The organism is Methanocella sp. MCL-LM (assembly GCF_049676595.1).
Classification (GTDB): Archaea; Halobacteriota; Methanocellia; order Methanocellales; family Methanocellaceae; genus Methanocella_A.
Genome location: NZ_CP187259.1, coordinates 1,435,840 through 1,458,459, shown reverse-complemented (window position 1 = coordinate 1,458,459; position 22,620 = coordinate 1,435,840). Strand labels below are relative to the sequence as shown.

The following is a 22,620-nucleotide window of genomic DNA, read 5'->3' as shown; positions in this document are numbered from 1 at the left end:
CGATCAATAACCGGAAGGAAGCTTAATATATTTGTCTCCGTGCCGTCAGCCCGTCGTGCCGCCGTGGATCAATAAAAAAAGGTGTCTTGCTATTCGGTACGGTTTGTCTCCGTGCCGCCGTGCCGCCGTGGTTCAAATAACCATCTTGCCAGCGTTTCTCGAATTGTCGCCGTGTCGCTGTGCCGCCGTGGTTAGAACATCTATTATCCAGTTGCCAGGATAAAGAGCCGTGCCGCCGTGGTTCTATTTACCAATTTGTTCTTTAGTACTCACTATCGCCGTGTCGCTGTGCCGCCGTGGTTAGAACATTTGATCTGTTGTCGGAACTCTGTGTGTCTCCGTGTCGCTGTGCCGCCATGGTTTAACCAGTGGTCAGGCTATGGCAGTAGCAGGCTGGATTTGCCGGAGCCTGTCTGGATAGTTGCTGCTGATGAAGTCGACGCCCATGTCTGCATACCTGGCCACGTCCCGGGAGTCGTCTATGTTCCATACACACACTAAAAAGCCGTCTCTGTGGGCCTCGTCGACGATGTCCCGGGAGACGATGTCCTTGCGGAGGAAGATCGTGTCGGCCAGGAAGTCGTTGTGGAGGCGGTGGAACTCGATCGGGAGCTTGCTGGCGATGGCGGCGGTCATGATGCCCGGCCGGAGTTCCTTGACCCGCCGGATGGAGTAGTAGAAGAAGGAGGAGATGATGCAGTCCTCGAAAAGGCCGTTCTTTTCCACGATATCGATCACGTCTGCCTCGAGGCCTTCGAGTTTCAGCTCTATGATCAGCTTCACCTTGCCCTTCGCCACGTCGATGGCTTCCTGCAGCGTGGGGACTTTCTCGCCCTTGCCGGCGTCGAGCTTCTTGATGTCGGCCAGGCTCATCTCGCTGACTTTACCCCGGCCGTTCGTAGTCCTCTCCACGGTATCGTCGTGCATGACAACAATGTGCCCGTCGGCGGTGCGTCTGATGTCGAGCTCGATCCAGTCCACCCCGAGCGCTATCCCTTTTTGAAACGAGCGCAGCGTGTTCTCCGGCTCGTAGCCCGCGGCGCCCCTGTGACCGATGACCATGAAATCATACATGCATGGGTGTTGATCGGGCGAACTTAAAGCCGTTAGGTGCAGTTCACGCGACTCGCAGCCCGGAGTATGCCACAGTGATCAAGAACGGGCTACCTGGGCGGGTATTAAAAATATGGGCAGGGATCTCCGACCCTGCCAGTGCGGTCTTGCCAGGCGGCTTAAGAGGAAGCTTTTCTGGCCTTTGAAGAAGCTTTGTGGACCGCCATCTGCGCGGTTGTGCCCAGCTTGAAGTTTTCGTCGAGCATATCGGCGGTCTTCAGCATCCGCTCGTGAGTGGTTTCCATCCGGGCTTTCAGCTCCTGGGTACTGGCCGTCTGCTCCTCAGTGGATGACGTCGTCTCTTCTGACGCAGAGGCAGTTTCCTCGGCCGTTGCGGCGACCTGCTCGATGCTGCTGGAGATCACGTTCACGGCCTCGACACCCTTCTTGATTTCACCGTACATCTTCTTGGTGATGTTATCGATGTTCTCGACGTCTTTCAGGATTTCGATGATGCTCTTCGTAGCGTTCTCGACACTTCCCTGCCCTGTGACCGATTCTTTCTGGACCCGGTCGATGGCCTGCAATACACCCGTAGTCGCATTCTGGACGTTTTCGACGAGTTCGTTGATCAGCTCGGTCGACTTGCGCGATTCCTCGGCGAGCTTCCTGACCTCTTCCGCCACCACGGCAAAGCCTCTGCCGTGTTCGCCCGCCCGGGCGGCTTCGATGGCCGCGTTGAGCGCCAGCAGGTTAGTCTGATCAGCGATGCTCTTGATGGTCTCCGTCACCTTGCCGATCTCCTTTGCAGCTTCGTTCAGGCCGTTGACGACCTCGCTCGTGTCCAGGACGGACTTGTTGATCATGGACATCGTGTCGGAGACCTGGTGTGCGCTCTTCTCCACATCCTTCGCCTTCGCCGCGCTCTCGTACACCAGTTTTCCCGTGTCGTGCGACAGGTCCGAGACGTGCTGCAGAATGGTGTTAGTCTCGACCATCCTGGTCGAGGTCTCCTGCGCCAGGGTTGAAAGGCTCTCTGCACCCTGGGAGATCTGCGCGGACGCGCCGGAGATCTGCACGATGCTTTCGCTGATCTGGGCCGCCCCGTTCCTCGCAGCCTCGCACTCGGAGGCACTTTCGTTAAGGGAGGCCTTGAGCTCGCCGACCATCGCCGAAAGCTGGTCAACCATGCCATTGTAGGTGTCGAACTGGACGGCGTATTCGTCGTCCCGCTCCTTCTGGAGCTTCAAGGTCAGATCGCCTGCAGCCACGGCGTTGATGCCGTCGATTAGCTTTTTTGTCTGGCGGGCATCGTATTCCCGCTTTTCCACGATGGCCGAGATATCCTGGCAGGTCTCGATGCCCTCGATCACTTCGCCCCGGTCGTTCTTGACAGGGATTGCAGTACACAGAAGAGAGATTTTCCTCCCGTCCAGGTTAACCGTTATCTCTTCGTTTCTGACAGCTTTACCCGACTCCATAACCCGGTCCAGCAGCGTGTTGCCCTGCCGGCCATAGAAAAATTCTGAGAACGTCTTGCCGATGACTTCGCCGGCGCTAGCCCCCTTAATCTTCGCGAAGTCTTCGCTGGCGTACTTTATTCTGCCAGACCTGTCAGTCACGATAAGCATGACAGGTATGCCGTTAATCAGCTTCTCGAAGTAGTTTTCCCGGGCACGGACCTCGTTCTCCTTTTCCATGAGCTGTTTCAGGCTGATCATCGCTTCGATGCCGTAAACGGCCCTGCTGGCATTATCCCTGACCGGCGAGGCGAAACACAGCAGGGGCACAGTCTGGCCACTCGCATCTTTGGTCGTGCGGGAATCGTCAGTCAGCTCCTTATTTGCCTTGAGAGCGTCGTCCGCAAGGGTGTTAAAGGCAGGGCTCTCCCCGAGGATCTGCCAGACGGGTTTGCCCAGCACTTCATCGACCGACCTGCCCATGAACCTGGCAGCTGCGTTTGAAGCGCAGACGATCGATTTATCCGGGTCCACGACCCAGAAGGGCATAGGGATATTCCGAATAATCTTCTCGTAGTCTACACCATTTTTTCCACTAGTACCATTTTTACTGATTCCGACATTAAAGATGGGCATATGAACACCAAACCCTTATTATCCATGCACATCTACTGTAACGGTTAATATATATGACTTTTTATTTCAACGGTGTATTTTCAAAAAAAGAATAAATTAGCGTCGTATTATCTTGAATTTATTACGCTGGCGTAGAAGGGATGGAGAATATTTAGGTCAGGGATAGCCCCGAAAATATCTAAAAAATTGATTAAAAAAGAAAGAAGGACAGGCTTATCCAAGCCCGGCCCACACGCTTACCAGAGTCGCGTTACCGTCGAACTGGTAAGTAACCTGTCGCTTATCGAGAGTTCTCAGGTAGGAGAACGTTTTATTGTAAGCGTTAATGTTGCCGCTTTCGTTGATCGTCCAGAGGACGTTGACCAGGGCGGCATCGGTCTTGCCAGTGTTGTAGACGTCGATGGTCAGGAACTTATCTGTCCTGCCGTCGGGCAGCACCTTAGGCTCGACACGGTACGAGTACGAGACCGCCGGGTCGTTCTCCAGGAAGGTGTTCAGCCTGCTGTCCACCAGGCTGCTCCGGTTCAACAACGCGTTATATAGCTCGGACACGTTGTCATAGTTAGCCTTGATAGCGAGATAATCGTCAGTCTGGCGGTTGTAGTTAGCGTTCAGCGCGGCATAGTCAGCGCTGATCTGGCTGAGGTTCGTGCTCACCGCATCATAATCGGCCTGCTTCTCTTTCATAGCCGTTTCCTGGGCCTTGTTAGTCGAGTAAAGTGCAAAGGTAACAGCGCCCAGCACAATGACGATCAGGACCAGAACAATCACAATTTTGCCTTCGATAGAGCCGCTGAAGGCACCAGCGCTTCCGCTTAACGGTTTATGCTTTCTACCGTCCATATTCCATCCCCATGAGCCTATCACTTTATTCCTATATAATTTTGCGGTCGTGCGAGAAGTACAGAACATCGGACTGACACAGGATTTTGAGAATTGCGGGCTATAAGTTCAGCCGATCTTACTCACTTACTCACGGCGAAGCCGTGACCAAAATGATTTATAGCCGGTGTGATAGTAATTACGCAGTGGTGTATCAATGGACAAGCTTGCACTTGTCACCAGAAACGTAGAAGAAGTGGTGACTATAGACGAACTGAAGAGCCTTATGGATGCCAACCCGCACCCGAAGGTCTACGTCGGCTATGAGCCCAGCGGCAACATTCACCTGGGCCACATGATTACTGCAAACAAGCTTATCGACTGCCAGAACGCAGGATTCGAAGTGACAGTCCTGCTGGCAGATCTTCACGCATATCTCAATCGCAAGGGCACGATGGAGGAGATCGCAAAGATCGCCGAATACAACAAGCGTTGCTTTATTGCGCTCGGCCTGAGCGAAGACAAGACGAAGTTCGTGCTCGGCTCGAGCTACCAGCTCTCCGCTAAGTACGAGACAGACGTCCTGAGAATGGCCTGCGACACTACGCTCAACAGGGCCCGCAGAAGCATGGACGAAGTCTCCAGGGATTCGGAAGACCCGAGGGTATCGCAGATGGTCTACCCGCTGATGCAGGCCCTGGACATCGCCTACCTCGATGTCGACGTAGCCATGGGCGGCATCGACCAGCGCAAGATCCACATGCTGGCCAGGGAACAGCTGCCTTCGATGGGCTTCAAGAGCCCGATCTGCCTCCACACGCCGATCCTGCTCGGGCTGGACGGCACCAAGATGTCGTCGAGCAAGGGCAACAACATCAGCGTGGACGAGCCTGCAGACTCCGTGACAAAGAAGATCGAGAAGGCGTTCTGCCCGATCGGCGTCATCGAGAACAACCCGGTGCTGGATCTGTTCCGCTACCACGTCTTCATGAAGTACGACAGCATCACGATCGAGAGGCCGGAGAAGCATGGCGGAAACATGACCTTCGACAGCTTTGATGCGCTCAGGAACGACTTCGCGGAGAAGAAAGTGCATCCGATGGACCTGAAGAAAGCGGCTGCAAAGTACATGAATCAGATACTGGAGTCCGTCAGAAGCCGGATGTAAGTGCATAATTAGACAAATTCATATATTAGCATCGCTTTAAAACATTTTAATCTAAACAGAAGTGGTGATAAACTGAACAGGCCAAACAGAAACCAGCCCGCAGGTGGCGAAGGCGAGCAGTTTACCAGGGTTCGAACCCCTAATAAGAGAGACGGCGAACTTCTCGGCACCGTTACCAACATGCTGGGCGCTAACAGAGTCGTCGTGCACTGCACAGACGGCGTTACGAGGATGTGCAGGATACCGGGCAAGATCAAGAAGAGAATCTGGATACGCGAAGGTGACGTTGTCATCGTCGTCCCCTGGGAATTCCAGAACGACAAGGCCGACGTGATCTGGCGTTACACCCAGCCTCAGGTCGACTGGCTGCAAAAGAAAGGCTTCCTCTCGTAAGCCAGAGTTTGTGTGATTGACTAAAAAACAGTTTGTCACCTGTAGATATCTTGTAAAACTGTGGTCTGGCGCCACTATCCTAACAAAAAGGTGCGCCGACCAATAAACATTTTTTAAAAAAAAGCAATTATCAGCCCGTACCTACCTGAATGTGGGCTACATCGACAAAGTTATACGGGTAGCGATACAGACATTTTCCCGGAATCAGCCTGAGCGCTGATGACGTGGAGCAACAACAAATGTCGACGCTGGACGATTTTCCCGGAACTGCAGATGGCAGTGAACAGGCAAAGTTAATCCTGGAGTGCATCCGCCAGCTCCAGTGGCCTTACGGCGCTACCCACATCGGCCAGGTCATCGCGGGTAAAAAGCTCAAGAAGGTGCTGGACCAGAAACACGATCAACTGCCTGTTTTCGGCACTGGTAGCCATTATTCTGCCGAACAGTGGAAAGCCTGGGTGAATGAGCTGGTCTCTCAGGGCTATTTGACCAGAGAGCCTGGGCTGTACCCAGTTATTACACTCAACGAGCGGAGCGTCGAGATTACTGACGGCCTTATAAAAGTGCAGCTGAGCAGGCCGGTCGAGGTTAAGGTCGCCGAGCCGAAGCCGGCAGAAGTTAAGGCAGAGGATCTGCCTGCTACCTACGATCTCAAACTCTACGAGACTCTTCGCATCTGGCGCAATCATCTCGCTGAAGAGCAGCAGAACCCGCCTTATGTAATTCTCACCAATGGCGACATCAAAGCCATCTGCTCTATCTATCCCAGATCGATGGAAGAGCTTACAGCCATCAAAGGTATCGGCCCCAGGAAGGCGGAGAACTACGGCGAGGCTATTCTTGGGATAGTCAGCGCCCACGTGAGCGAAAATGGGATTGTGCAGGGCAACACGCTGACTGAAGCCCCGCATGACGAGCCCAATCCATGGGGAAGCGATCCTCTTGAGGCTGCGTACAACATGCAGGAGTATATCCAGTCGCTGCAGGACGAGTTAAAAAAGACGAAGGAAGAGCTGGAAGCCCTGTACGAGAGGATTGCGGCATCAGGTGCGATGGAGTCAGAGCAGTACAGGCTGTGGTCTGAAGAAAAATGCAGGCGGTCGATAGATCAGGCACTATTCTACAGCAGGTACCCTGAGATTTTCCTGAGAAATGCGAAGATCACTCTGGCCAACGCTCAAAAAGAGATTCCGCCCGAGGCGTTAGAACCGTGTATAATCAGAGAGGCTCACACAGCGTATAAAGTTGAGAAAAGAGTCTATGAGTCGACAGATCAGGAAAGGCCCTGAGAACCGGAGCGGCCGATTATCCGGGTGATCTGGGCTGCCGCATCTTGATAAATACGTTATAGATACCAAGCAGAACAAAGAAACCCCATACCAGGGCAGCCAGGAGCAGTAGAGCCCTCATGTAGCCCTTTTCAACGGTAAATGCGAGTAAGATGGCCACGAACAGCATGATAACTGTTCCGAATACCCCTATCGCCCGCTCCCACATTTTCAACTGCCTGCCTACCAGCGAGATCAAAATGAAGCCGCCCAGTAAGAGCATAATCGTACCATTAAGCGGATCACCTGCGATTACGGCATAAACGCCTATTGCGACCATGGTTAGTCCTATAATCCCGCCTAGGATAGCACCGATTTTTTGAAAATACGGAAGGTTCTTGGGGACGATCATCTGAGACGGATACCCCCCATGCTCCGACCCCTGATCCAGATACTGGCGATATTAAGGGCTAAGTATACAAAGATCATTGGTACGACCCACGCCGGCCATTTACCCAGTACGAAGCAGCCAGTTAGCAGGATAGCGGGTATACCGATGAATTCAAGTACGAGAAATTGCAGGGCATATGGCTTTATGTGAGCATCAAAGAACTCGTCGGGGCTCATTTGCCGGGGATCTTTGGTTTCAGGCATCAGTAGACTTCCCTCGTCCATCACCCGCTCTCAGATCGTTCGAGCGGCTGTTTCTTAATAAACACATTATAGGCCCCTATCAGCACGAAAAAGCTCCATGCCACAGTCAGTAATAGCATAATTCCCTTCAGGTACAAGTTTTCTGTGACAAGTATAACCGACGCCCCTAGTAGACTGCCAAGGGTAAGGGATAGTACCGCAAGCGGACGCTGGTAATGCTTCGCATACTTACCTGCAAGAAGATTAAGAACGAAGCAAATCGGTATTAACGTTAATACTAGCTGGGGATAGTTGCCAGTAGCGATCAGGACATAATAGTTAAACCCGAGGATAGGAATCATCACAAGGATACACGATAATATCAAGATATTTTTGACAGACATTTTCACTACCCCAGGATTCTTATAACGGCCACACTTCGGCCTTTGGCAAGCAGTTTAAAGGCATAATACACGACGAGAATTGCAGGCACGAGGTCTGCGATCAGAATATAAATACTGAGGCTGCCGCCGTTGATTAGCAAGGAAGCTAGTGCTATCATGGAGACTATAAGGAAGCCAGTGATGACCCACTCTTCTTTCCCGTATCTGAGATGCGGATCGGGCTTTCCGCCGAGGAGGTTTATCCGCCGGTGAACCAGCATGAACAGCGTCTGGAAGTATAAAATTACCGCCATAAGGCCTTGCGGCCACATCTTTTGAGCGGGCGCCAGGCAGACGATAGCGAAATCCCAGAGCATCAATAAGAAGATAAAGAATATGAAGAGGAACCATGTTGCCCGATAGTTCCATTTACTTCTGGCAAACGGGGGCAGCGGCTCTCCCAATTCCGCAGGAGATCTGCACAGAAAGATACCGAAGATGCTGCAGCCGGTGAAGGCAGTGAACAGCACATCGCAGATCAGCCAGGTAAGCCCTGTGACGATGGCCAGCGGAACCGAGCCTCCGAAGGCGCAAACGATCAGGTTAAATAGCGGCACGCAGAGGTATTCGAGCATTAAAAGCAGCTTCGTATACGGCCGGACATATCGCTTATACCTCGCCTTTCTGTCCATTACCAGTTAATTACAACCTAGTGAGATATAAAAGTATGGCATATAAGCCCATATTATTTTAATGATAAAAAGCTCGCCGGCTTCAGCCGGCCTACTTGTTGTACTCGTTTACCAGGCCGACGCCATACTCCGCGAGTCTCTTCGCCCCATCCCCAGTCCTGGACTCGGCAAAGATACGGATGATCGGCTCAGTGCCGGAAGCCCTGACGAGCACCCAGCCATCGCTGGTGAAGATCTTGACACCGTCGGTGGTATCGATCTTGTCGCCCTTCGCGTGGGTGGCGATCATCTTCAGCACCATGTCTTTGTCCTTACACTTGATCTTCTCTTTGATGCTCTGGTAACAGGGCACTGCGTCGACGATTTCGCTGAGCTTCTTGCCGGTCGTGGCCAGCATTTCCAGCACCGAGGCCACGGACATGCCGCCGTCCCGGCAGTACTGGAACTCGGGGTAGATCAAGCCGCCGTTGCCCTCTCCGCCGAAGACGGCGCCGACCTGCATCATCTTTCTCGCCACGTGGATGCTGCCCACCTGGGTCCAGATGACTTCCTGGCCGTACTTCTTCGCTATGTCTTCGATGAGCGAGGAAGAGCTGACCGGGGTGACGATGATGCCAGGCTTGCGCTGGAGCTTGTACTCCGTCATCATGGCCAGCAGTACGTCCTCGTTGACGAACCTGCCCTTGTCATCCACGAAGACAGCCCGGTCTGCGTCTGCGTCGTGGGCGATGCCCATGTCGGCCCCTGCAGCGACTACCGCGGCTTTCAAATCGTTTATCTCGTTGCCGGTGGGCTCGGGGTTCCGGCCCGGGAAGGTGCCGTCGACCTGGGCATTGAGTGAAATGACTTTGCAGTTCAGCTTCCGCAGCAGGAAGGGAGTGGTCACGCTGGCGGCTCCGCAGCCCGTGTCGGAGACGACCTTGAAGTTCATTTTCCTGATCGCTTCGGCATCTACTGCCTTGATGATGCCGTCGATGTACATCGGCTTCGGGTCGAAGCTGGACAGCTCACCGGTCTGGCTCCAGTTCGCCTGCTTATAGCTGCCCGCAAAGTAGATCTTCTCTACTTCTGCCTCGTCGGCCCTCGACATTTCCGTGCCGTCGCCCGCCACGCCCTTGACGCCGTTGTACTCGGGCGGGTTGTGGGAGGCGGTGATGATGATGCCTGCATCTGCGTGGTGCTTCACGTAATACTGGACGGTCGGCGTGGGGGCGATGCCCAGGTCGACCACGCTGCAGCCGGTCGAGAGCAGGCCGGCGATGACGGCGCTCTTGAGCATCTCGCCGGACTGGCGGGTGTCCCGTCCTACTGCAACCGTTCCGCCTTTTAGCGTGCCGATACTCTTCGCCAGGTTCATCGCCATCTCAGGTGTCATCTCCACGTTCGCGATGCCCCTGACCCCGTTAGTGCCAAATAATGCCATGAAATCAATCACTCCTTGTCGTGCACCCAGTACTCACCGGAGACTGTCATTTCCTTCTTCCAGATGGGCACTTCTTCCTTAACCCTTTCGATGGCTTCGCGAAGTGCCGGGAATAGTTCCTGTCGGTGGCCGGATGCTATAACAATATATACGATATCTTCGCCAGCCGCTATGCGGCCGGTCTTGTGGTGTATGATCACGTCGACGATGCCCGGCTGCTGCTTCAGGTCAGCCTCAATCTTCGCTATGCGCTCTTTGGCCACTACATCGTAGCTCTCGAACTCCAGGGCCTTCGTGATCTCGTTTTCCGCGATCTCCCGGACGATGCCGGTGAAAGTGCCGATGGCGCCGGCCTTTTTAATCTCGGGGTTTCGGTGAATCCTGGCGATCAGCTCGAACAGCGTGACCGTGTCAGGCTGGGCCATGGCGATAGCGGCAAGCTGCTCCCCTGTTGCGTTGATGTCCACCCGGGCAACCACGTTCTCGGCCTCGACATCACCAATGGCAATTTTCGGCAGGCGGCTCTGCTTGAAGCCTTCGACCACGACGTAATCGACGCCCTGCATCGACATCTCTTTCAGCGCCCCGTCGATGTCGCTGGACTTCATCACCATGATGCTCCGGGAAGGTGTCACGCCTATGGTCACCGAGGCGCCGCTTGCCAGGTGCCTGTCCGTGTCCCCGCCGAAGGGCAGGATCTCCTCCTGCGAGTGCTTAATCGTGCCTACCCTGCCAGATTTCGAGAGCTCCGAGACCAGCCGCTCCACCAGCGTAGTCTTACCCGTTTTCTTGTATCCCACTATGGCAATGACCTTCATAAGATACAGAATATTGTATGCGTGAAGCATTAAAGCTTTTTGAGAGCCGCGACAGGATAGCTTTATATCCCTTTAGGGCAAGTAGCCAACAAGCGATAGTAAAAGTAGAAAAAGGTGTATGTAAATGGGCATGAGGATCGTGGCAGGGCCGGCCTCGCAGCTGCTGGCAACCAGGACGGCGGCACTGCTGGGCTGCGACATCGACCTGACGGACTACAAGGAATTCCCGGACGGCGAAGTGTACAGCAGAGTGACCGGCGAGGTAACTGGAAACGACATAGTCATCATCCAGAGCACGCCGACCGCAAGAGATTACATCTACCTTTTGCAGCTCATCGACGCCTGCGACGAGGCGAAGAGCCTCAAGGTCGTCATCCCGTACTTCGGCTACGCCCGCCAGGACAAGCGGTTCAACCCCGGCGAGCCGATCAGCAGCAGGGCCGTCGCCCGTACGATCAACGCCGATCAGGTGTTCACCATCAACATTCACGACCGCTCAGTGCTGGCACACTTCCCCTGCAAGGCGGAGGACCTGAACGTGGCGCCGGAGATCGGCAACCACATCGAGAGCATGAAGCTCCACAACCCGCTCATTCTCGCGCCAGATGACGGTGCCCTCAACCTGGTCAAGTCTGCGGCATCGCTGAAAGGCCTGGCATACGACTACCTGGAAAAGACCAGGCTCTCGGGCACCGAAGTCAAGATTGCCCCCAAGAACCTCGACGTCAAAGGCCGGGACGTAGTACTGCTCGACGACATCGTCAGCACCGGCGGCACCATCGCAGAGGCAGCCAAGCTCCTGAGAGTCATCGGGGCAAAAGACGTACACCTCGGCTGCGTCCACCCAGTACTCGTAGGCAACGCTGTCGTGAAACTTTACCGTGCTGGCATCAAGTCAGTCATCTCCACCGACACGCTGGAAAAGGCCACCAGCAGAATCTCGGCCGCGCCGATCATTGCTGAAGCGCTGAGAAAATAAAAGTTTGAACCACGGCGGCACAGCGACACAGCGACAACTGCGACGCCGAAACAGAGTTCTCCTTTTTTTAAGCCCACGGCGACACAGAGACAGCCCATTACCCAAAAACGGTTTACTGGCCAGATGTTTCAGTATAGTATTAGGATAGTATAGCCGGTAAGCTACTTTCTGTAGTGATTCCTTGTTTCTCTAGTATGGTAACATTAGACGTATTGTCTCCGTGACGTCAGCCCGCCGTGCCGCTGTGGATCAATAAAAAAGAAGCCTTGATATTCGGGTACGGATTGTCGCTGTGTCGCCGTGCCGCCGTGGTTCAAATAACCATCCAGCCATCGTATCTCGCATTGTCGCTGTGTCGCCGTGCCGCCGTGGTTAGAACATATAGTTTCCAGTAGTCAGGATAAAGAGCCGTGCCGCTGTGGTTTTTATTCAAATCCCTAGCACCGGCCGGGCAACCTCGGCTATCAGTATGACGCCGAAGGCGAGCATGCAGAGGCCGCTGGCTAGCATGATTACAGGGTATAGCGAATTAAACTTCGATTTCGCATAGTGGATGGCCAGGGAAAGGCTGGTGATCCACGCGAAGAGCCCGAACATGAACCCTGCCACGCCGAGGATATTAAACAGCGCCACGAAGGCGGCTCCGGCCGTAGCCCACCAGACGATGCCCATGGGGTTGGTGATCGCCAGGGACAGGCCTTTTACATACGGATGGCCGAGCACTTTTCCCTCATTTTCTTCCGGGGGGCTGCGGAAGTTCTTGAGCGTGCTCACCGCTAAGTACAGCAGGATAAGGCCGCCTACGACTGAGATGAGGGTACGGGCGGTGGCCCCTGTGAGCAGCACGGAAACGCCGATTACCGTCAGGATCAGGTAGAGAAAGTCGGCCGTCATCGCCCCGAGGCCGACCATAATGCCGCCGGTATAGGACTTTTTAACCGATTCAGCTGCAATTGCAGCGTTCACCGGCCCGGGCGGGACGCCAAGCGACAGGCCCAGCAAGATACCGGCAACGATGCCCGACAGGTCAAACATAGCTGCAATAATAACGCTGCTGCCTAAAAAGTTTTGCGAAAGATCAGTGCCGCTTTTTCTTGGGCTCGTCATCCTCGTCGTCGACGACGAAGCGTTTCGGATGACGCCTCTCGTAGCAGGACTTGCAGAGGCTGTGCACCATACAGTGGCTACATACCACCTGGTGGCACATCTTGCACGTGCTCAGGCGGTTAGATGGTTTCTTACAGATCGGGCATATTCCGGCTACCTGCATAGTGACACGTCACTAATTCCATCACCGGGAAGGTTTAAAGCCTTATTGTACCATTTTTGAAAGGATACCGGGCCCCGGGGGCCCGGATAACCCGCTCTAACCTACCAGCAGATACCCTCGTAGATCAGGCCCTTTATGTCGGAGTTGACGACCCTCCGGCCATCAATTACGATCGGAGTTTTCATCCGCCCGAACTCGCCATTGAGCTTGCTAAACTCGCCCCATTCGGTCGCTATCAGGCAAGCGTCGGCCCCGTCGAGTGCGTCGCCGGCGTTACCGAAGTAGGAGATGTTGGGGTAGACATTTTTCATGTGCCCCGCAGCCATGGGGTCATAGGCGGTCACGATGGCACCTTCGGCGAGCAGCATGCCGATTAGGGGGATTGCCCGGGACTCCCTGATGTCGTCGGTGTCGTTCTTGAACGCCAGGCCGAGTACGGCGATCTTCTTCCCCCTGAGGTCCGGCACGTGTTTCTTCAGCAGCCTCAAAGCGATCAGCGGCTGCCTCTCGTTGACCTCGAGCACGGTCTTGAGCAGGATAGGCTCGTAGTCTACCTCGGAGGCCTTGCCGACGAGCGCCTTTACATCCTTAGGGAAGCAGCTGCCGCCGAAGCCGAGGCCGGACCGGAGGAAGTGCGGGGAAATCCTGGCATCCAGGCCGACGCCTTCCATGACTTTGTACGTGTCGATGCCGAGGAGCTTGCAGATGTTGCCGACCTCGTTCGAGAAAGAGATCTTGGTCGCCAGGAAAGAGTTGGAGACGTACTTGATCATCTCGGCAGTCTTGGTGTCTGCGGTAAGAATCGGACACGTGTAGCCAGCGTACAGCTTTCTGATGACTTCGCCGGCCTTCGGGTCGTCCGCGCCGACGACGATGCGGTCGGGATTCATGAAATCGTACACCGCTTTGCCCTCCCTAAGAAACTCGGGGTTCATGCCCACGCCGAAGTCTTTGCCCGCCTTCTTGCCCGAGGCCTGCTCCAGGATCGGGGTGACGACCTTTTCCGTTGTCTCCGGCACCACGGTGCTCTTGACGACGACCACGTGGTAGGAGGACTTGTTCTTCAGGCGCTCCCCGATGCTGCGGCTCGCCTCCCGGATGAACCGGAGATCGATCTTGCCGCTGGCGTCTGTCGGAGTGGGAACGCAGATGAAAGAGATGTCGCTGTTCGCGATGGCGTAATCGTAGTCCGCCGTCGCCTTCAGGTTCCTGCCGGCGTGCTCCTTGAGCAGCTCTTCCAGCCCTTCCTCATAGATAGGCGGAATGCCCTGGTTGATCTTCTCGATACGGCCGGGGTCGACGTCCACGCAAATGACATCATTGCCTCTGTGCGCGAAACAAGTACCAGTCACAGTACCCACATAACCCGTCCCGATAATGCTGATCTTCATGAAAACCACTCACATATCAGAGCGTTGGTAAACAAATAATTTGTGATGTGCTTCGCACAAGAATAGAGGACTACGGACGCTTACAGTGCAAAACAGTCCGAAAACAGCGCTTCCATCTCCCCCATCGCCTGCCTGGCATCAGCCTCATCCTTAATTTTCCGGAGGTCGACCCGTCCGGAGCGGTACAGGATTAAAGTCCAGTCCTTGTAGTCGAACTTAGCCACGCCGAGGCTTTCAGAGCATTTTGCGCCGGGGATTGCCTTTGAGGTCTCGCATACCGCCCGCATGTCGAGCTTGCGCCCGAAGCTGGACTCTGCGATGAACCGGTTTGGGGCGTCAGTGCAGGGGCGGGTGATCACGATAGAGTAGTCGGGGGGCATATCCTTTATTTCATAGGAGTGTAGACTGCATATAGCTTTTCTTTTCTTTACACCCATCAGAGATTTATCTGATCAACAGGATACTATGAAGAGTATGAGGTTAGCAGTACCGGCCATTAACGGTGCTGGCGTCGACGCCGGCATCAGCGACACGTTTTCCGAGTCCAGGTTTTTCTCCATCGTCAGCGTGGACGGCGACAGGATAAACAAGGACTTCGAGTCTATCGCCGTACCGGCGGGAGAGGATACCGGGAAAATTGTATTTATGCTTCTCGGCAGGGGAGTAGGTGCAGTAGTGGCAAAAGCGCTGACCGAGCGGGAGCGCCAGATGATCGCTGGCACCGGTATGCAGGTTCACGTCGGGGCAGCGGGCACGGTGTGGGACGCAGTACGCTCGTACATCGATGGCCGGCTGGAGGACAGGTCGGATCTGAACCCGTGCGAGGGACACTGCCATGGTTAAGGTAGCTATTCCGGTAGAATCGGCAAACGGCATGCTATCCGAGCTCAGCGATCACTTCGGCATGGCCGAGGACTTCGCCGTCTTCGAGTACGACCACGGTGAAGTCGGCGATCTCAGGTTTATCCACAACGATCCCGACCGAAAGCCTGAGCCGAAGACTAACGCGCAGTTCCTGGCCGACGAGGATGTCAAGATGGTGCTCGCAGGCTTCATCGGCCCCCACATGCTGACAGTCCTCCTGGGCGAGGGCATCCGGGTCTACAAAGGCGCCGTAGGCACTCTGGAGGACGTTTTAGAGGACTTCAAGGCCGACATGCTGACCGAAGTCCACACCCCCGGCGAGATGCTGGACTGATTTTCAGTCCTTCGATTTCTTTTTCAGCTTCTCGATAAGATCAGAGACCCGTTTCTTAGCCGCTTCCGTGCCCTCGACATCCCTGCTTATGCAAATATCAAGAATGTCGCCCTCTTTACAATCCTCGGGTAGCAGCCATTCCGGGATGTGCAGTACAGTCGGAATCTCGCCCCTGACGATCAGCACGGCAAGGTCTTCCTCGAACCTGTCGATTGTCGCTTTCATGATATCAAGCCCATGAGTGATTACCTGTCATCTTTATTTAAGCTATGCCGGCGCCCTCCGCTCCGCTGCCACAGTAACCCCTTTGCCGTCAGAGGTCACGACGACGTCGCCATCGTAGTCCGTGCGGTAGATCGTCGCCCCCACAGCCTCAAGACGATTCATCGCCTCTCTGGTCGGGTGCCCGTAAGGATTGTCAGCCCCGACCTCGATCACGCTGATCTTCGGCTGGACGGCTTTCAGGAAGGAAGTGCCGGAGGAGTATTTGCTGGCGTGGTGACCGACTTTTAGCACGTCACTTTGCAGTTCGTAGCCAGACTTAAGTAGATCGCTCTCGACGTCGAAGCCTGCGTCGCCCATGAAGAGGAATGAGTTATCGCCGTGGGTCACTTTCAGTACAATAGCCTTGTCGTTCAGGTCTTCGTAATGGCCGCCGGCTGCGAGCACCTGCACGGCGACGCCCGGTGCGAAGTCGATCAGGTCACCGGGCTCCGGAACCACGTACTTGATATCCTTCTGGTCGATCAGCGTCAGGTACTGCTCGTAGGTCTGGGTCGTGTGGGGCACGCCGCCATCGTAGATTACCTGTACAGGGAAAGCTTTCAGCACTGCCGCCATGCCGCCTATGTGGTCACTGTGCGGGTGAGTCGAGACCAGGACGTCTATGGTACTCACACCCTGCGCTTTCAGGTAGGCTACGACAGTGCTGCCAGAATCAAGTGTCCCAGCATCGATCAGCATGTTTTTTCCGCCAGACTGGACGAGCATCGAATCTCCCTGACCCACGTCGATGAAGTGCACGGCCAGAGTACTGCCGGAAACAGGAGCTACTGTAGCCCCGGGAGTAACTACAATAGGTGTGGTAGTAGGAGTACCGGTCGACAGCGGCTGTGGCGTCGGAGTGACACACCCGGCTATGATTATGAACAGAACCGTAAAGATTCCAAATACGGCTAAAACTGACTTTTTATCGATGAAATGAAACATAGTAAATTACCGGTTCGGCAGACGGAACCGAGTAATGATATAATGGGATAAAGGTTTAAATTTTTGGGCTATCCACATCTTAACGGGCGCTTTCTTCCACCCGGTCCAGCCACTCTTTGACAAGGACGTTGAAAACTTCAGCCTGCTCAATCTGGAGGCTGTGGCTGGCGCGGTCCATAACGACGAAAGTCCCGCGGGGATAGTTTTCTATTATCTCCAGCTGGTCCTTGTATCCGACGGAGACATCCTGGCGGCCGGCAAAGAGCAGGAAAGGCTTCGAAAAGGGCGGAATATCGTCAACGTCACAGGACAGCGGATAGCCATACTTCTGGAACCATTCTGTAAAGCTGATATCTTCCAGGCCGACGCCCGGCATGATATCCCGCTTAAACCCCTCCCAGGTAGTTTCATCGAGCACGGTAGCCATGGTCTCGAAGTTCTCCCGCTCGTGAGAACTAAGCGTGCTCAAGAACGCCTCGTCCCGGACTAGTGCCATATGTGGCGGCAGCCTGCGCTTCGGGCGATCCGGGACGATCAGCGGGCAGATCAGCACAGCCCCGCCGATGCGTTCGGGCATCAGGCGGATCAATGCCCGGGCAAGATACCCACCGTACGATTCCCCGGCCACGAGGAACGTGCCGTCAGGGATGACCTGCCCGATGAAGCGGACGATCAGCTCCAGCATTTTATCAGAATTGCTGATGGACCGGCTGGCTCTGGTCTGGCCCATCCCGGGTAGGTCGAAGTATATGCGCTTATAGCCGGGACGATCGGCGAATACGGGTTCCATACACCCGCTCATCACATGGTGATCCAGGCCGTAGCCGTGAATCATCACCACCGGCTTCCCATCGCCGATCACTTCGTAGTACACGTCAATCTCGCCGATGCGCAGGAACATAGAGATACTCCATGAGGAGATATACCTCGCGTGTAGTTATGAGTTTCCCGTGCCAGGGCAGGCGGAGAACCGCGATTGCCGTAGCCAGTAGCCGATGTATTACTTTCGCCGGGGCGAACCAGAACGGTAATATAACTCGGGTACTGTATAGCAGTTAGATTTTTAGCATGAGTGATCAGCCCTACCACCGGTACTTTCCAAAGCCGTCCTGTTACCAGAACCAGGAGAAGGCGATGGAGACGATTCACAAGGCCTTAGGGGAGGGTAAGCTAGTGCTCTTTGAAGGAGCGTGCGGTACCGGGAAGACCCTTTCGGCGCTGGCGCCTGCGCTTGCCGTAGGTAAGGAGACTGGCAAGAAAGTCATCATCGCTACGCCGGTACATCAGCAGATGGCCCAGTTTATCGGGGAAGCCCGGGAAATCCGGGCGAAAGCCGGCATCAAGGCTGTCACGTTCATCGGCAAGGAAAAGATGTGCCCGGCAGGGAAGAATGTGCACGCCTGCAGGTCGGCCATGCTCGCGACTGACGCTCTGCTAGACGCAGAAAAAGACGCAGCCAAAATGCGGCAGCTTATGAAAACAGATGAATGGCGCAGCATGAGGCCGGATGAACGTCATGATTTAACGCGCAGCATGACGATGAGCGAGGATGCAGTCAGGAGACTGCGAGCATCGTCCTGCGATTATTTATACAAGACGCTAAAAGAGCCTAACGACAGGTTCAAGCAGTGGCTCTACGACAGTGTCAGGTCCCCCGAAGACGTGATCGACCAGTCGGAGAAAGAGGGCAAGTGTGGCTACGAGCTGCTGAAAGACTACCTCCGGGAAGCCGATCTGGTCATCTGTAACTACCATCACCTGATCAAGCCCGAGTTCAGAGAGCGGTTTCTGACAGTCCTCGGCTGCAAGCTGTCGGATGTCATCATCATTTTCGACGAGGCCCACAATCTCGAAGAACAGGCCAGAGCCAGTGCATTAGCCCCGGTGGACGAGATTACAATTGATCTCGCCGAGAAAGAGGTCACGCGGCTCAAAGCAGACAAGGAGACCTATAACGAGGCCGAGCTGAGGAAAGGCAAGGAAGAGGCGAGGCTGCTGCTGACGACGCTCAAGGAAACCATCCGGCAGACGTACAGCGAGAAGCTCAAGTTCGGCCAGGCTGAGCGGATGACCTCGAGAGGAGTCGACATCAGGATAAGAGACCCGGCCGGCACGGACGATTTCTTCTGTATAGCCTTTAGAGAAAGGCTGTCCGCAATCGGCATCTCGCTCGATGAGGCCCTGCTCAGGGTCCAGATGATGGGCCTGGCCATCTTCGCTCAGGCGGAGGAAGATTTCAAGAGCGGTAGGACCCCCTCATTTGACGGATCGAAGCTCCTCGACGTGGCAAACTTCCTCGATAGCTATGTAAAGCTATCCTCCAGCGATGCCCACTACCCGGTCATCACCGTCCGGAAAACAGCTGATGCTCGACTATATGGCGCTCTTGAGCTGTGCAACTGCATTGCCGGAGAGCTGTCAGAGCCGCTGCTGGACGGCCCTGCCGGAGTGGTGCTCATGTCTGCCACGCTGCAGCCTTTTGATACGCTGAAGGAAGTGCTGCGGATCAAGCGGGAGACCACCGAGATCGCCTTCGGCAGCCCGTTCCCACCTGAGCGCCGGAAAACCATAGTAGTGAATTCCGGCCCCCTCATGTTCGCCAACAGGGGCGACATAAACCTCGAGAAGACGCTGGTGCAGCTATTCCAGGAGATCATTGAGGCGTCCACAGGTAATGTGCTCTTCTTCTTCCAGACGGCGGAAGAGGCGCGGAAGTATTCACAGCTGATCAAGACCGACGTCCCGGTCCTGGTACCGGAAAAAGGCACCTCTCCCGAGAAGCTCAAAAACCAGTTCTTCGGGTACGGCGACTCGGGCAATAAAGCGGTCCTGATGGCCTACCTGTGGGGCACCCTCACGGAAGGCGTGGACTACAAGTACGACCGCTGCCGCACCGTAGTCGTGGTCGGCGTGGGCTTGCAAAACTACCGGGATGACCGCTCGCAGGCGATCATCAACGCCTACGAAGGTCTGTACCCCGGTAAAGGCATGGAGTACGTAGTATCCCAGCCGGCGGTCAAGAAAATCCGCCAGGCCTGCGGCAGAGTGATCAGGTCCCCCACGGACTACGGTGTCACTATACTGGTAGACAGCCGGTACACAAAGCAGTACTCGGATAAGTTCAGTAAAATGGGCTACTTCTACAAGTTCCCGGAAGAAGAGAGCAGGGAGTTCGTCGAGCTCAAACCAGGCGACGTCAAGCCTGCGATGGTTGAATTCTTCAAGAACGTCGGCCCGATCGAGTCAGCCTCTGGAGAGGCTGTGCCGGTCTTCAAGACAGCTGATCACATTGCCGTCACGGACGGAGGCAGCAGCACCATCACTAAGCCTAAAGCGGAGAAGAAGCCGCAGCCCCCGAAGACGATAAGCAAACCTCTTCAGAAGGTGGATTCTGAGGATGGCGCCGATCCTCTGCCCGGAATGCTCGCCAGGCTTAAAAGCCCCAATGGCTCCATGCGATGGAAGGCAGCCATGGACCTGGGCACTACGGGCAACCCGAAAGCAGTCGAGCCGCTAATTAGGGCGCTGGATGACTCAGATACAAAGGTCATCATGAACGCGGTCTGGTCGCTGGCGAAGCTGGGCGACGTAAGGGCACTGGACCCATTACAACTTTTATTCAGGCACAAGGATAAGAACGTCAGGGATGAAGCGAGAAAAGCGGTCAAGAAGATCTACGGCAAAAAGTAAAGGAAGTACAGGCTGATAGCCTGTAAAGTTCAGCAATTATTTTTAGTACTGCAGCAGCCGCTTCATCCGGTCCGTAATGAGCTTCTCGTCAGACAGAAAGTCGACAACCTTGAGCTTGTTCACGTCAGTTTCCCCGTTGACGTTGATGATGAAGATCGATCCCCTCCGGGGCGAGTAGATATCTTTGAAATCGTAGATGGCGCCGAGAATCATGAGCTTGCCATCGTAGACCAGTTTCCGGATAGGCTCGTCGTCGAGCAGGATATCGATCTGCTTATCCACATTGGCTTCGGTAACTAAAGTTTCCAGGTAGTCATGCTCGGTGATATGCGAGTTCGGGTTCGGCAGGTGTTCTTTCATGTAGCCGTTTATCCCGCCCTTCTTGATGATGAGCTTCTGAATGTGAGCCGCCGTCGGGCGGATAGACTCCAGAGATTTAGTCACATGGAGGTGTTCGCTACTGATATCGCTCATCGAGGCGTGGATGGCGCCGCAGCCGGTATGCCCGAGGATGATCAGCAACGGTGTCTTCAGGAACCCTGTGCCATACTCGATGCTGCCCAGGTTCGGCATCACCCGGTTGCCGATGTTCTTGATCGAGAAAATCTTCCCGATCTCGTCATCCAGGCATTTTTCCAGTACCCTCGAGTCCGAGCAGGTCACCAGCGTAATATCAGGAGTCTGAGATTCCTGGTGGTCATCATATCCCCCGGACCTGGTGACTACCTTCGCATATTCGTCGTTGTACTCGAGCTTGTCGATAAGGGTGATTACGCCGCTCTTGAACCGCATAGAGTCTCCATCACGAATAGTGGCTGCTAGTTTATAGCCTTGATGGGAAGGTGATTATATAGACGCTACTCAGCGAAATGATAACATCGTTGTAACACCACAACTCTCGAAACATGTTGTACGACCGCCCGTACCATTTACACGAAGTACATGAAGTACACGAAGTACACGAAGTTCGATAAAAACGGAATTCTGTGAGATGATCTTATCGTAAAACTTCGGGTACTTCGCGTACCTTGTGTACTTCGTGTAAATGGTACCTGACTTCCCGAAAGATTTCAGGGATGACTTAGATATCCACTACTATTGATTTGATCAATTACCGGAGTAATATTAAGTTTGGCTTTTTAAACGACTTGAAAGAAGACGCCTGTCTTTGTTCTTCCGGAATCGTGCTTAGGTGTATAATTAAAGGTTTGTTAGTTATAAAATAAGAAAAGCACGGGCCATTGGCCCGCACATACATGTTCTTAGCTCTCTTAGTACAGGATGCCCGGGGTGACGTAGAGGCCGAGTGCCTGCCTTTCGGCGGCGTGCTTCTTGGCCTTGTCCTTCTTGCCGGTTTCCAGCTTCTCGAGCATTGCCAGGCCCATGGGGGCTGCGAACTCGGACATCTGCTTGGTCTCGAATACGCCGGCTGCGATTGCCTTCTTCATCAGGTCGCTGCCCTTGGTGGTCCTCGTGAAGGTGGTGCTCCAGCCGTCCGGGGTGCCGATGCTGCCGGTGGCGATGTCTGCGAACTCAGCGGTGAGGTCGGTGCAGACGTGGTCGCCGTCCTGCTCGTACTTGTGGGTCTCCTTGATGGGGATTGCCACGTCCTTGGCGGCCTTGACCGAGAACTTGCCCTTGCCGATCTCCATCTTCTTGACGGAGTCGATGGGTACCTTGCAGTGGTCCTCGATGACGGTCTTCAGGCCTGCGTAGGAGAAGTTCTCCGTGCAGAAGATACCGATGGTCAGGGCGATCTTGTCGCCGACGTGCCTTGCGCCGAACGGGTACAGCTGCATCTTGCGGGCAGCGTAGATCTGGCAGGGGGTGCCTACGAGGGCAACCTTGTCCAGACCGTACTCACGGACTGCAGTCTTGATTGCAGCCATGTTCGGGCTGATCGTGTACTTGGTACCTGCGCCAGCCATGATCTCTGCCTTGGTGGTGGCGACGACCGGCTTGGGCAGCCAGGGGGTGTCACTCTTGCCGGCGACGATGGCGCCGTCGATGATACCCTGGTCGAGTGCGTAGCACAGAAGTGCAGTTACTACACCGCCGTCCTGTGCGACACCGGTGATTGCGTTGTCCTTAGCCTTGAGGGCCATTACTTCCTTGTATTTTCCGAATGCCATGT

General features: G+C 54.8%; 22 protein-coding genes. 7 read left to right on the top strand and 15 right to left on the bottom strand.

What is annotated here, in order from left to right; genetic code table 11:
- Positions 1-372: 372 nt before the first annotated feature.
- The 3 genes from ACPLPM_RS07275 to ACPLPM_RS07265 form a co-directional block, all read right to left on the bottom strand.
- Entirely contained in the window at positions 373-1,074 is a 702-nt protein-coding gene (locus ACPLPM_RS07275; RefSeq protein WP_424359578.1) for a glycerophosphodiester phosphodiesterase, read from the bottom strand.
- A 158-nt stretch (positions 1,075-1,232) separates the two neighbouring features.
- Positions 1,233-3,149 carry a methyl-accepting chemotaxis protein gene (locus ACPLPM_RS07270; RefSeq protein ID WP_424359577.1) on the bottom strand — a complete coding sequence of 639 codons (1,917 nt, stop codon included), beginning with the start codon at positions 3,147-3,149 and terminating at the stop codon, positions 1,233-1,235.
- Between the two features lie 213 nt (positions 3,150-3,362).
- A complete protein-coding gene (locus ACPLPM_RS07265; protein ID WP_424359576.1) occupies positions 3,363-3,992 on the bottom strand; it encodes a hypothetical protein in 630 nt (209 codons plus the stop codon).
- Positions 3,993-4,188: 196 nt separating this feature from the next.
- Between ACPLPM_RS07265 and ACPLPM_RS07260 the strand changes: the two genes are divergently transcribed.
- From ACPLPM_RS07260 to ACPLPM_RS07250, 3 genes are all read left to right on the top strand, one after another.
- Entirely contained in the window at positions 4,189-5,139 is a 951-nt protein-coding gene (locus tag ACPLPM_RS07260) for a tyrosine--tRNA ligase (RefSeq protein ID WP_424359575.1), read from the top strand.
- Between the two features lie 72 nt (positions 5,140-5,211).
- The gene (eif1A, locus tag ACPLPM_RS07255) at positions 5,212-5,532 is read left to right on the top strand and encodes a translation initiation factor eIF-1A (protein WP_424360048.1); all 321 of its coding nucleotides are present in this window, start codon (positions 5,212-5,214) and stop codon (positions 5,530-5,532) included.
- A 239-nt stretch (positions 5,533-5,771) separates the two neighbouring features.
- On the top strand, positions 5,772-6,821 hold the full coding sequence (locus ACPLPM_RS07250) for an RQC domain-containing protein (RefSeq protein ID WP_424359574.1): 1,050 nt from the start codon (positions 5,772-5,774) through the stop codon (positions 6,819-6,821).
- A 16-nt stretch (positions 6,822-6,837) separates the two neighbouring features.
- On the opposite strand, the gene ACPLPM_RS07245 is transcribed toward ACPLPM_RS07250, so the two are convergent.
- The 4 genes from ACPLPM_RS07245 to ACPLPM_RS07230 form a co-directional block, all read right to left on the bottom strand.
- The gene (locus tag ACPLPM_RS07245) at positions 6,838-7,212 is read right to left on the bottom strand and encodes a hypothetical protein (RefSeq protein ID WP_424359573.1); all 375 of its coding nucleotides are present in this window, start codon (positions 7,210-7,212) and stop codon (positions 6,838-6,840) included.
- A gap of 630 nt (positions 7,213-7,842) precedes the next feature.
- Positions 7,843-8,508, bottom strand: a complete 666-nt coding sequence (locus ACPLPM_RS07240; protein ID WP_424359572.1) for a hypothetical protein — start codon at positions 8,506-8,508, stop codon at positions 7,843-7,845.
- A 91-nt stretch (positions 8,509-8,599) separates the two neighbouring features.
- Positions 8,600-9,931: a phosphoglucosamine mutase gene (gene glmM / locus ACPLPM_RS07235; protein WP_424359571.1), complete on the bottom strand. Its 1,332-nt coding sequence runs from the start codon at positions 9,929-9,931 to the stop codon at positions 8,600-8,602.
- Between the two features lie 8 nt (positions 9,932-9,939).
- Entirely contained in the window at positions 9,940-10,749 is an 810-nt protein-coding gene (locus ACPLPM_RS07230) for a molybdopterin synthase (protein WP_424359570.1), read from the bottom strand.
- A 130-nt stretch (positions 10,750-10,879) separates the two neighbouring features.
- Between ACPLPM_RS07230 and ACPLPM_RS07225 the strand changes: the two genes are divergently transcribed.
- On the top strand, positions 10,880-11,728 hold the full coding sequence (locus ACPLPM_RS07225; protein ID WP_424360047.1) for a ribose-phosphate diphosphokinase: 849 nt from the start codon (positions 10,880-10,882) through the stop codon (positions 11,726-11,728).
- A gap of 429 nt (positions 11,729-12,157) precedes the next feature.
- Here the strand turns inward: ACPLPM_RS07225 and ACPLPM_RS07220 are convergent, their stop codons facing one another.
- The 3 genes from ACPLPM_RS07220 to ACPLPM_RS07210 all read right to left on the bottom strand — a co-directional run bounded on the left by ACPLPM_RS07220 (position 12,158) and on the right by ACPLPM_RS07210 (position 14,769).
- Positions 12,158-12,763, bottom strand: a complete 606-nt coding sequence (locus ACPLPM_RS07220) for a LysE family translocator (protein ID WP_424359569.1) — start codon at positions 12,761-12,763, stop codon at positions 12,158-12,160.
- Between the two features lie 336 nt (positions 12,764-13,099).
- Positions 13,100-14,389: a UDP-glucose dehydrogenase family protein gene (locus ACPLPM_RS07215; RefSeq protein WP_424359568.1), complete on the bottom strand. Its 1,290-nt coding sequence runs from the start codon at positions 14,387-14,389 to the stop codon at positions 13,100-13,102.
- Between the two features lie 80 nt (positions 14,390-14,469).
- On the bottom strand, positions 14,470-14,769 hold the full coding sequence (locus tag ACPLPM_RS07210; RefSeq protein WP_424359567.1) for a hypothetical protein: 300 nt from the start codon (positions 14,767-14,769) through the stop codon (positions 14,470-14,472).
- 94 nt (positions 14,770-14,863) lie between these two features.
- On the opposite strand from ACPLPM_RS07210, the gene ACPLPM_RS07205 reads away from it, so the two are divergent.
- Positions 14,864-15,232, top strand: coding sequence for a NifB/NifX family molybdenum-iron cluster-binding protein (locus ACPLPM_RS07205; protein ID WP_424359566.1), 369 nt, complete (start codon positions 14,864-14,866; stop codon positions 15,230-15,232).
- Positions 15,225-15,587, top strand: coding sequence for a NifB/NifX family molybdenum-iron cluster-binding protein (locus ACPLPM_RS07200; RefSeq protein WP_424359565.1), 363 nt, complete (start codon positions 15,225-15,227; stop codon positions 15,585-15,587). Before ACPLPM_RS07205 ends, ACPLPM_RS07200 begins: the two co-directional genes overlap by 8 nt.
- Positions 15,588-15,590: 3 nt before the next feature.
- Here ACPLPM_RS07200 and ACPLPM_RS07195 read toward each other — a convergent pair whose 3' ends face one another.
- The 3 genes from ACPLPM_RS07195 to ACPLPM_RS07185 form a co-directional block, all read right to left on the bottom strand.
- Entirely contained in the window at positions 15,591-15,812 is a 222-nt protein-coding gene (locus ACPLPM_RS07195) for a DUF3006 domain-containing protein (protein ID WP_424359564.1), read from the bottom strand.
- A 42-nt stretch (positions 15,813-15,854) separates the two neighbouring features.
- On the bottom strand, positions 15,855-16,796 hold the full coding sequence (locus tag ACPLPM_RS07190) for a ComEC/Rec2 family competence protein (RefSeq protein WP_424359563.1): 942 nt from the start codon (positions 16,794-16,796) through the stop codon (positions 15,855-15,857).
- 79 nt (positions 16,797-16,875) lie between these two features.
- Entirely contained in the window at positions 16,876-17,697 is an 822-nt protein-coding gene (locus tag ACPLPM_RS07185; RefSeq protein ID WP_424359562.1) for an alpha/beta fold hydrolase, read from the bottom strand.
- 167 nt (positions 17,698-17,864) lie between these two features.
- Between ACPLPM_RS07185 and ACPLPM_RS07180 the strand changes: the two genes are divergently transcribed.
- Positions 17,865-20,486, top strand: a complete 2,622-nt coding sequence (locus ACPLPM_RS07180; RefSeq protein ID WP_424359561.1) for a helicase C-terminal domain-containing protein — start codon at positions 17,865-17,867, stop codon at positions 20,484-20,486.
- A gap of 42 nt (positions 20,487-20,528) precedes the next feature.
- On the opposite strand, the gene ACPLPM_RS07175 is transcribed toward ACPLPM_RS07180, so the two are convergent.
- Positions 20,529-21,278 carry a carbonic anhydrase gene (locus tag ACPLPM_RS07175; protein ID WP_424359560.1) on the bottom strand — a complete coding sequence of 250 codons (750 nt, stop codon included), beginning with the start codon at positions 21,276-21,278 and terminating at the stop codon, positions 20,529-20,531.
- A gap of 479 nt (positions 21,279-21,757) precedes the next feature.
- Positions 21,758-22,618, bottom strand: a complete 861-nt coding sequence (gene frhB / locus ACPLPM_RS07170; protein WP_424359559.1) for a coenzyme F420 hydrogenase subunit beta — start codon at positions 22,616-22,618, stop codon at positions 21,758-21,760.
- Positions 22,619-22,620 lie beyond the last annotated feature (2 nt).

Excerpts from the sequence above, each read along its gene's own strand:
- ACPLPM_RS07260 (WP_424359575.1), top strand. The coding sequence starts at position 4,189 with ATGGACAAGCTTGCACTTGTCACCAGAAACGTAGAAGAAGTGGTGACT.
- ACPLPM_RS07180 (WP_424359561.1), top strand. The coding sequence starts at position 17,865 with ATGAGTGATCAGCCCTACCACCGGTACTTTCCAAAGCCGTCCTGTTAC.
- ACPLPM_RS07210 (WP_424359567.1), bottom strand. The coding sequence starts at position 14,769 with ATGCCCCCCGACTACTCTATCGTGATCACCCGCCCCTGCACTGACGCC.
- ACPLPM_RS07225 (WP_424360047.1), top strand. The coding sequence starts at position 10,880 with ATGAGGATCGTGGCAGGGCCGGCCTCGCAGCTGCTGGCAACCAGGACG.
- ACPLPM_RS07175 (WP_424359560.1), bottom strand. The coding sequence starts at position 21,278 with ATGCGGTTCAAGAGCGGCGTAATCACCCTTATCGACAAGCTCGAGTAC.
- ACPLPM_RS07240 (WP_424359572.1), bottom strand. The coding sequence starts at position 8,508 with ATGGACAGAAAGGCGAGGTATAAGCGATATGTCCGGCCGTATACGAAG.
- ACPLPM_RS07205 (WP_424359566.1), top strand. The coding sequence starts at position 14,864 with ATGAGGTTAGCAGTACCGGCCATTAACGGTGCTGGCGTCGACGCCGGC.
- ACPLPM_RS07230 (WP_424359570.1), bottom strand. The coding sequence starts at position 10,749 with ATGAAGGTCATTGCCATAGTGGGATACAAGAAAACGGGTAAGACTACG.
- ACPLPM_RS07245 (WP_424359573.1), bottom strand. The coding sequence starts at position 7,212 with ATGATCGTCCCCAAGAACCTTCCGTATTTTCAAAAAATCGGTGCTATC.
- ACPLPM_RS07270 (WP_424359577.1), bottom strand. The coding sequence starts at position 3,149 with ATGCCCATCTTTAATGTCGGAATCAGTAAAAATGGTACTAGTGGAAAA.
- ACPLPM_RS07250 (WP_424359574.1), top strand. The coding sequence starts at position 5,772 with ATGTCGACGCTGGACGATTTTCCCGGAACTGCAGATGGCAGTGAACAG.
- frhB (WP_424359559.1), bottom strand. The coding sequence starts at position 22,618 with ATGGCATTCGGAAAATACAAGGAAGTAATGGCCCTCAAGGCTAAGGAC.
- ACPLPM_RS07265 (WP_424359576.1), bottom strand. The coding sequence starts at position 3,992 with ATGGACGGTAGAAAGCATAAACCGTTAAGCGGAAGCGCTGGTGCCTTC.
- glmM (WP_424359571.1), bottom strand. The coding sequence starts at position 9,931 with ATGGCATTATTTGGCACTAACGGGGTCAGGGGCATCGCGAACGTGGAG.
- ACPLPM_RS07275 (WP_424359578.1), bottom strand. The coding sequence starts at position 1,074 with ATGTATGATTTCATGGTCATCGGTCACAGGGGCGCCGCGGGCTACGAG.
- ACPLPM_RS07195 (WP_424359564.1), bottom strand. The coding sequence starts at position 15,812 with ATGAAAGCGACAATCGACAGGTTCGAGGAAGACCTTGCCGTGCTGATC.
- ACPLPM_RS07185 (WP_424359562.1), bottom strand. The coding sequence starts at position 17,697 with ATGTTCCTGCGCATCGGCGAGATTGACGTGTACTACGAAGTGATCGGC.
- ACPLPM_RS07215 (WP_424359568.1), bottom strand. The coding sequence starts at position 14,389 with ATGAAGATCAGCATTATCGGGACGGGTTATGTGGGTACTGTGACTGGT.
- ACPLPM_RS07200 (WP_424359565.1), top strand. The coding sequence starts at position 15,225 with ATGGTTAAGGTAGCTATTCCGGTAGAATCGGCAAACGGCATGCTATCC.
- ACPLPM_RS07220 (WP_424359569.1), bottom strand. The coding sequence starts at position 12,763 with ATGTTTGACCTGTCGGGCATCGTTGCCGGTATCTTGCTGGGCCTGTCG.
- ACPLPM_RS07190 (WP_424359563.1), bottom strand. The coding sequence starts at position 16,796 with ATGTTTCATTTCATCGATAAAAAGTCAGTTTTAGCCGTATTTGGAATC.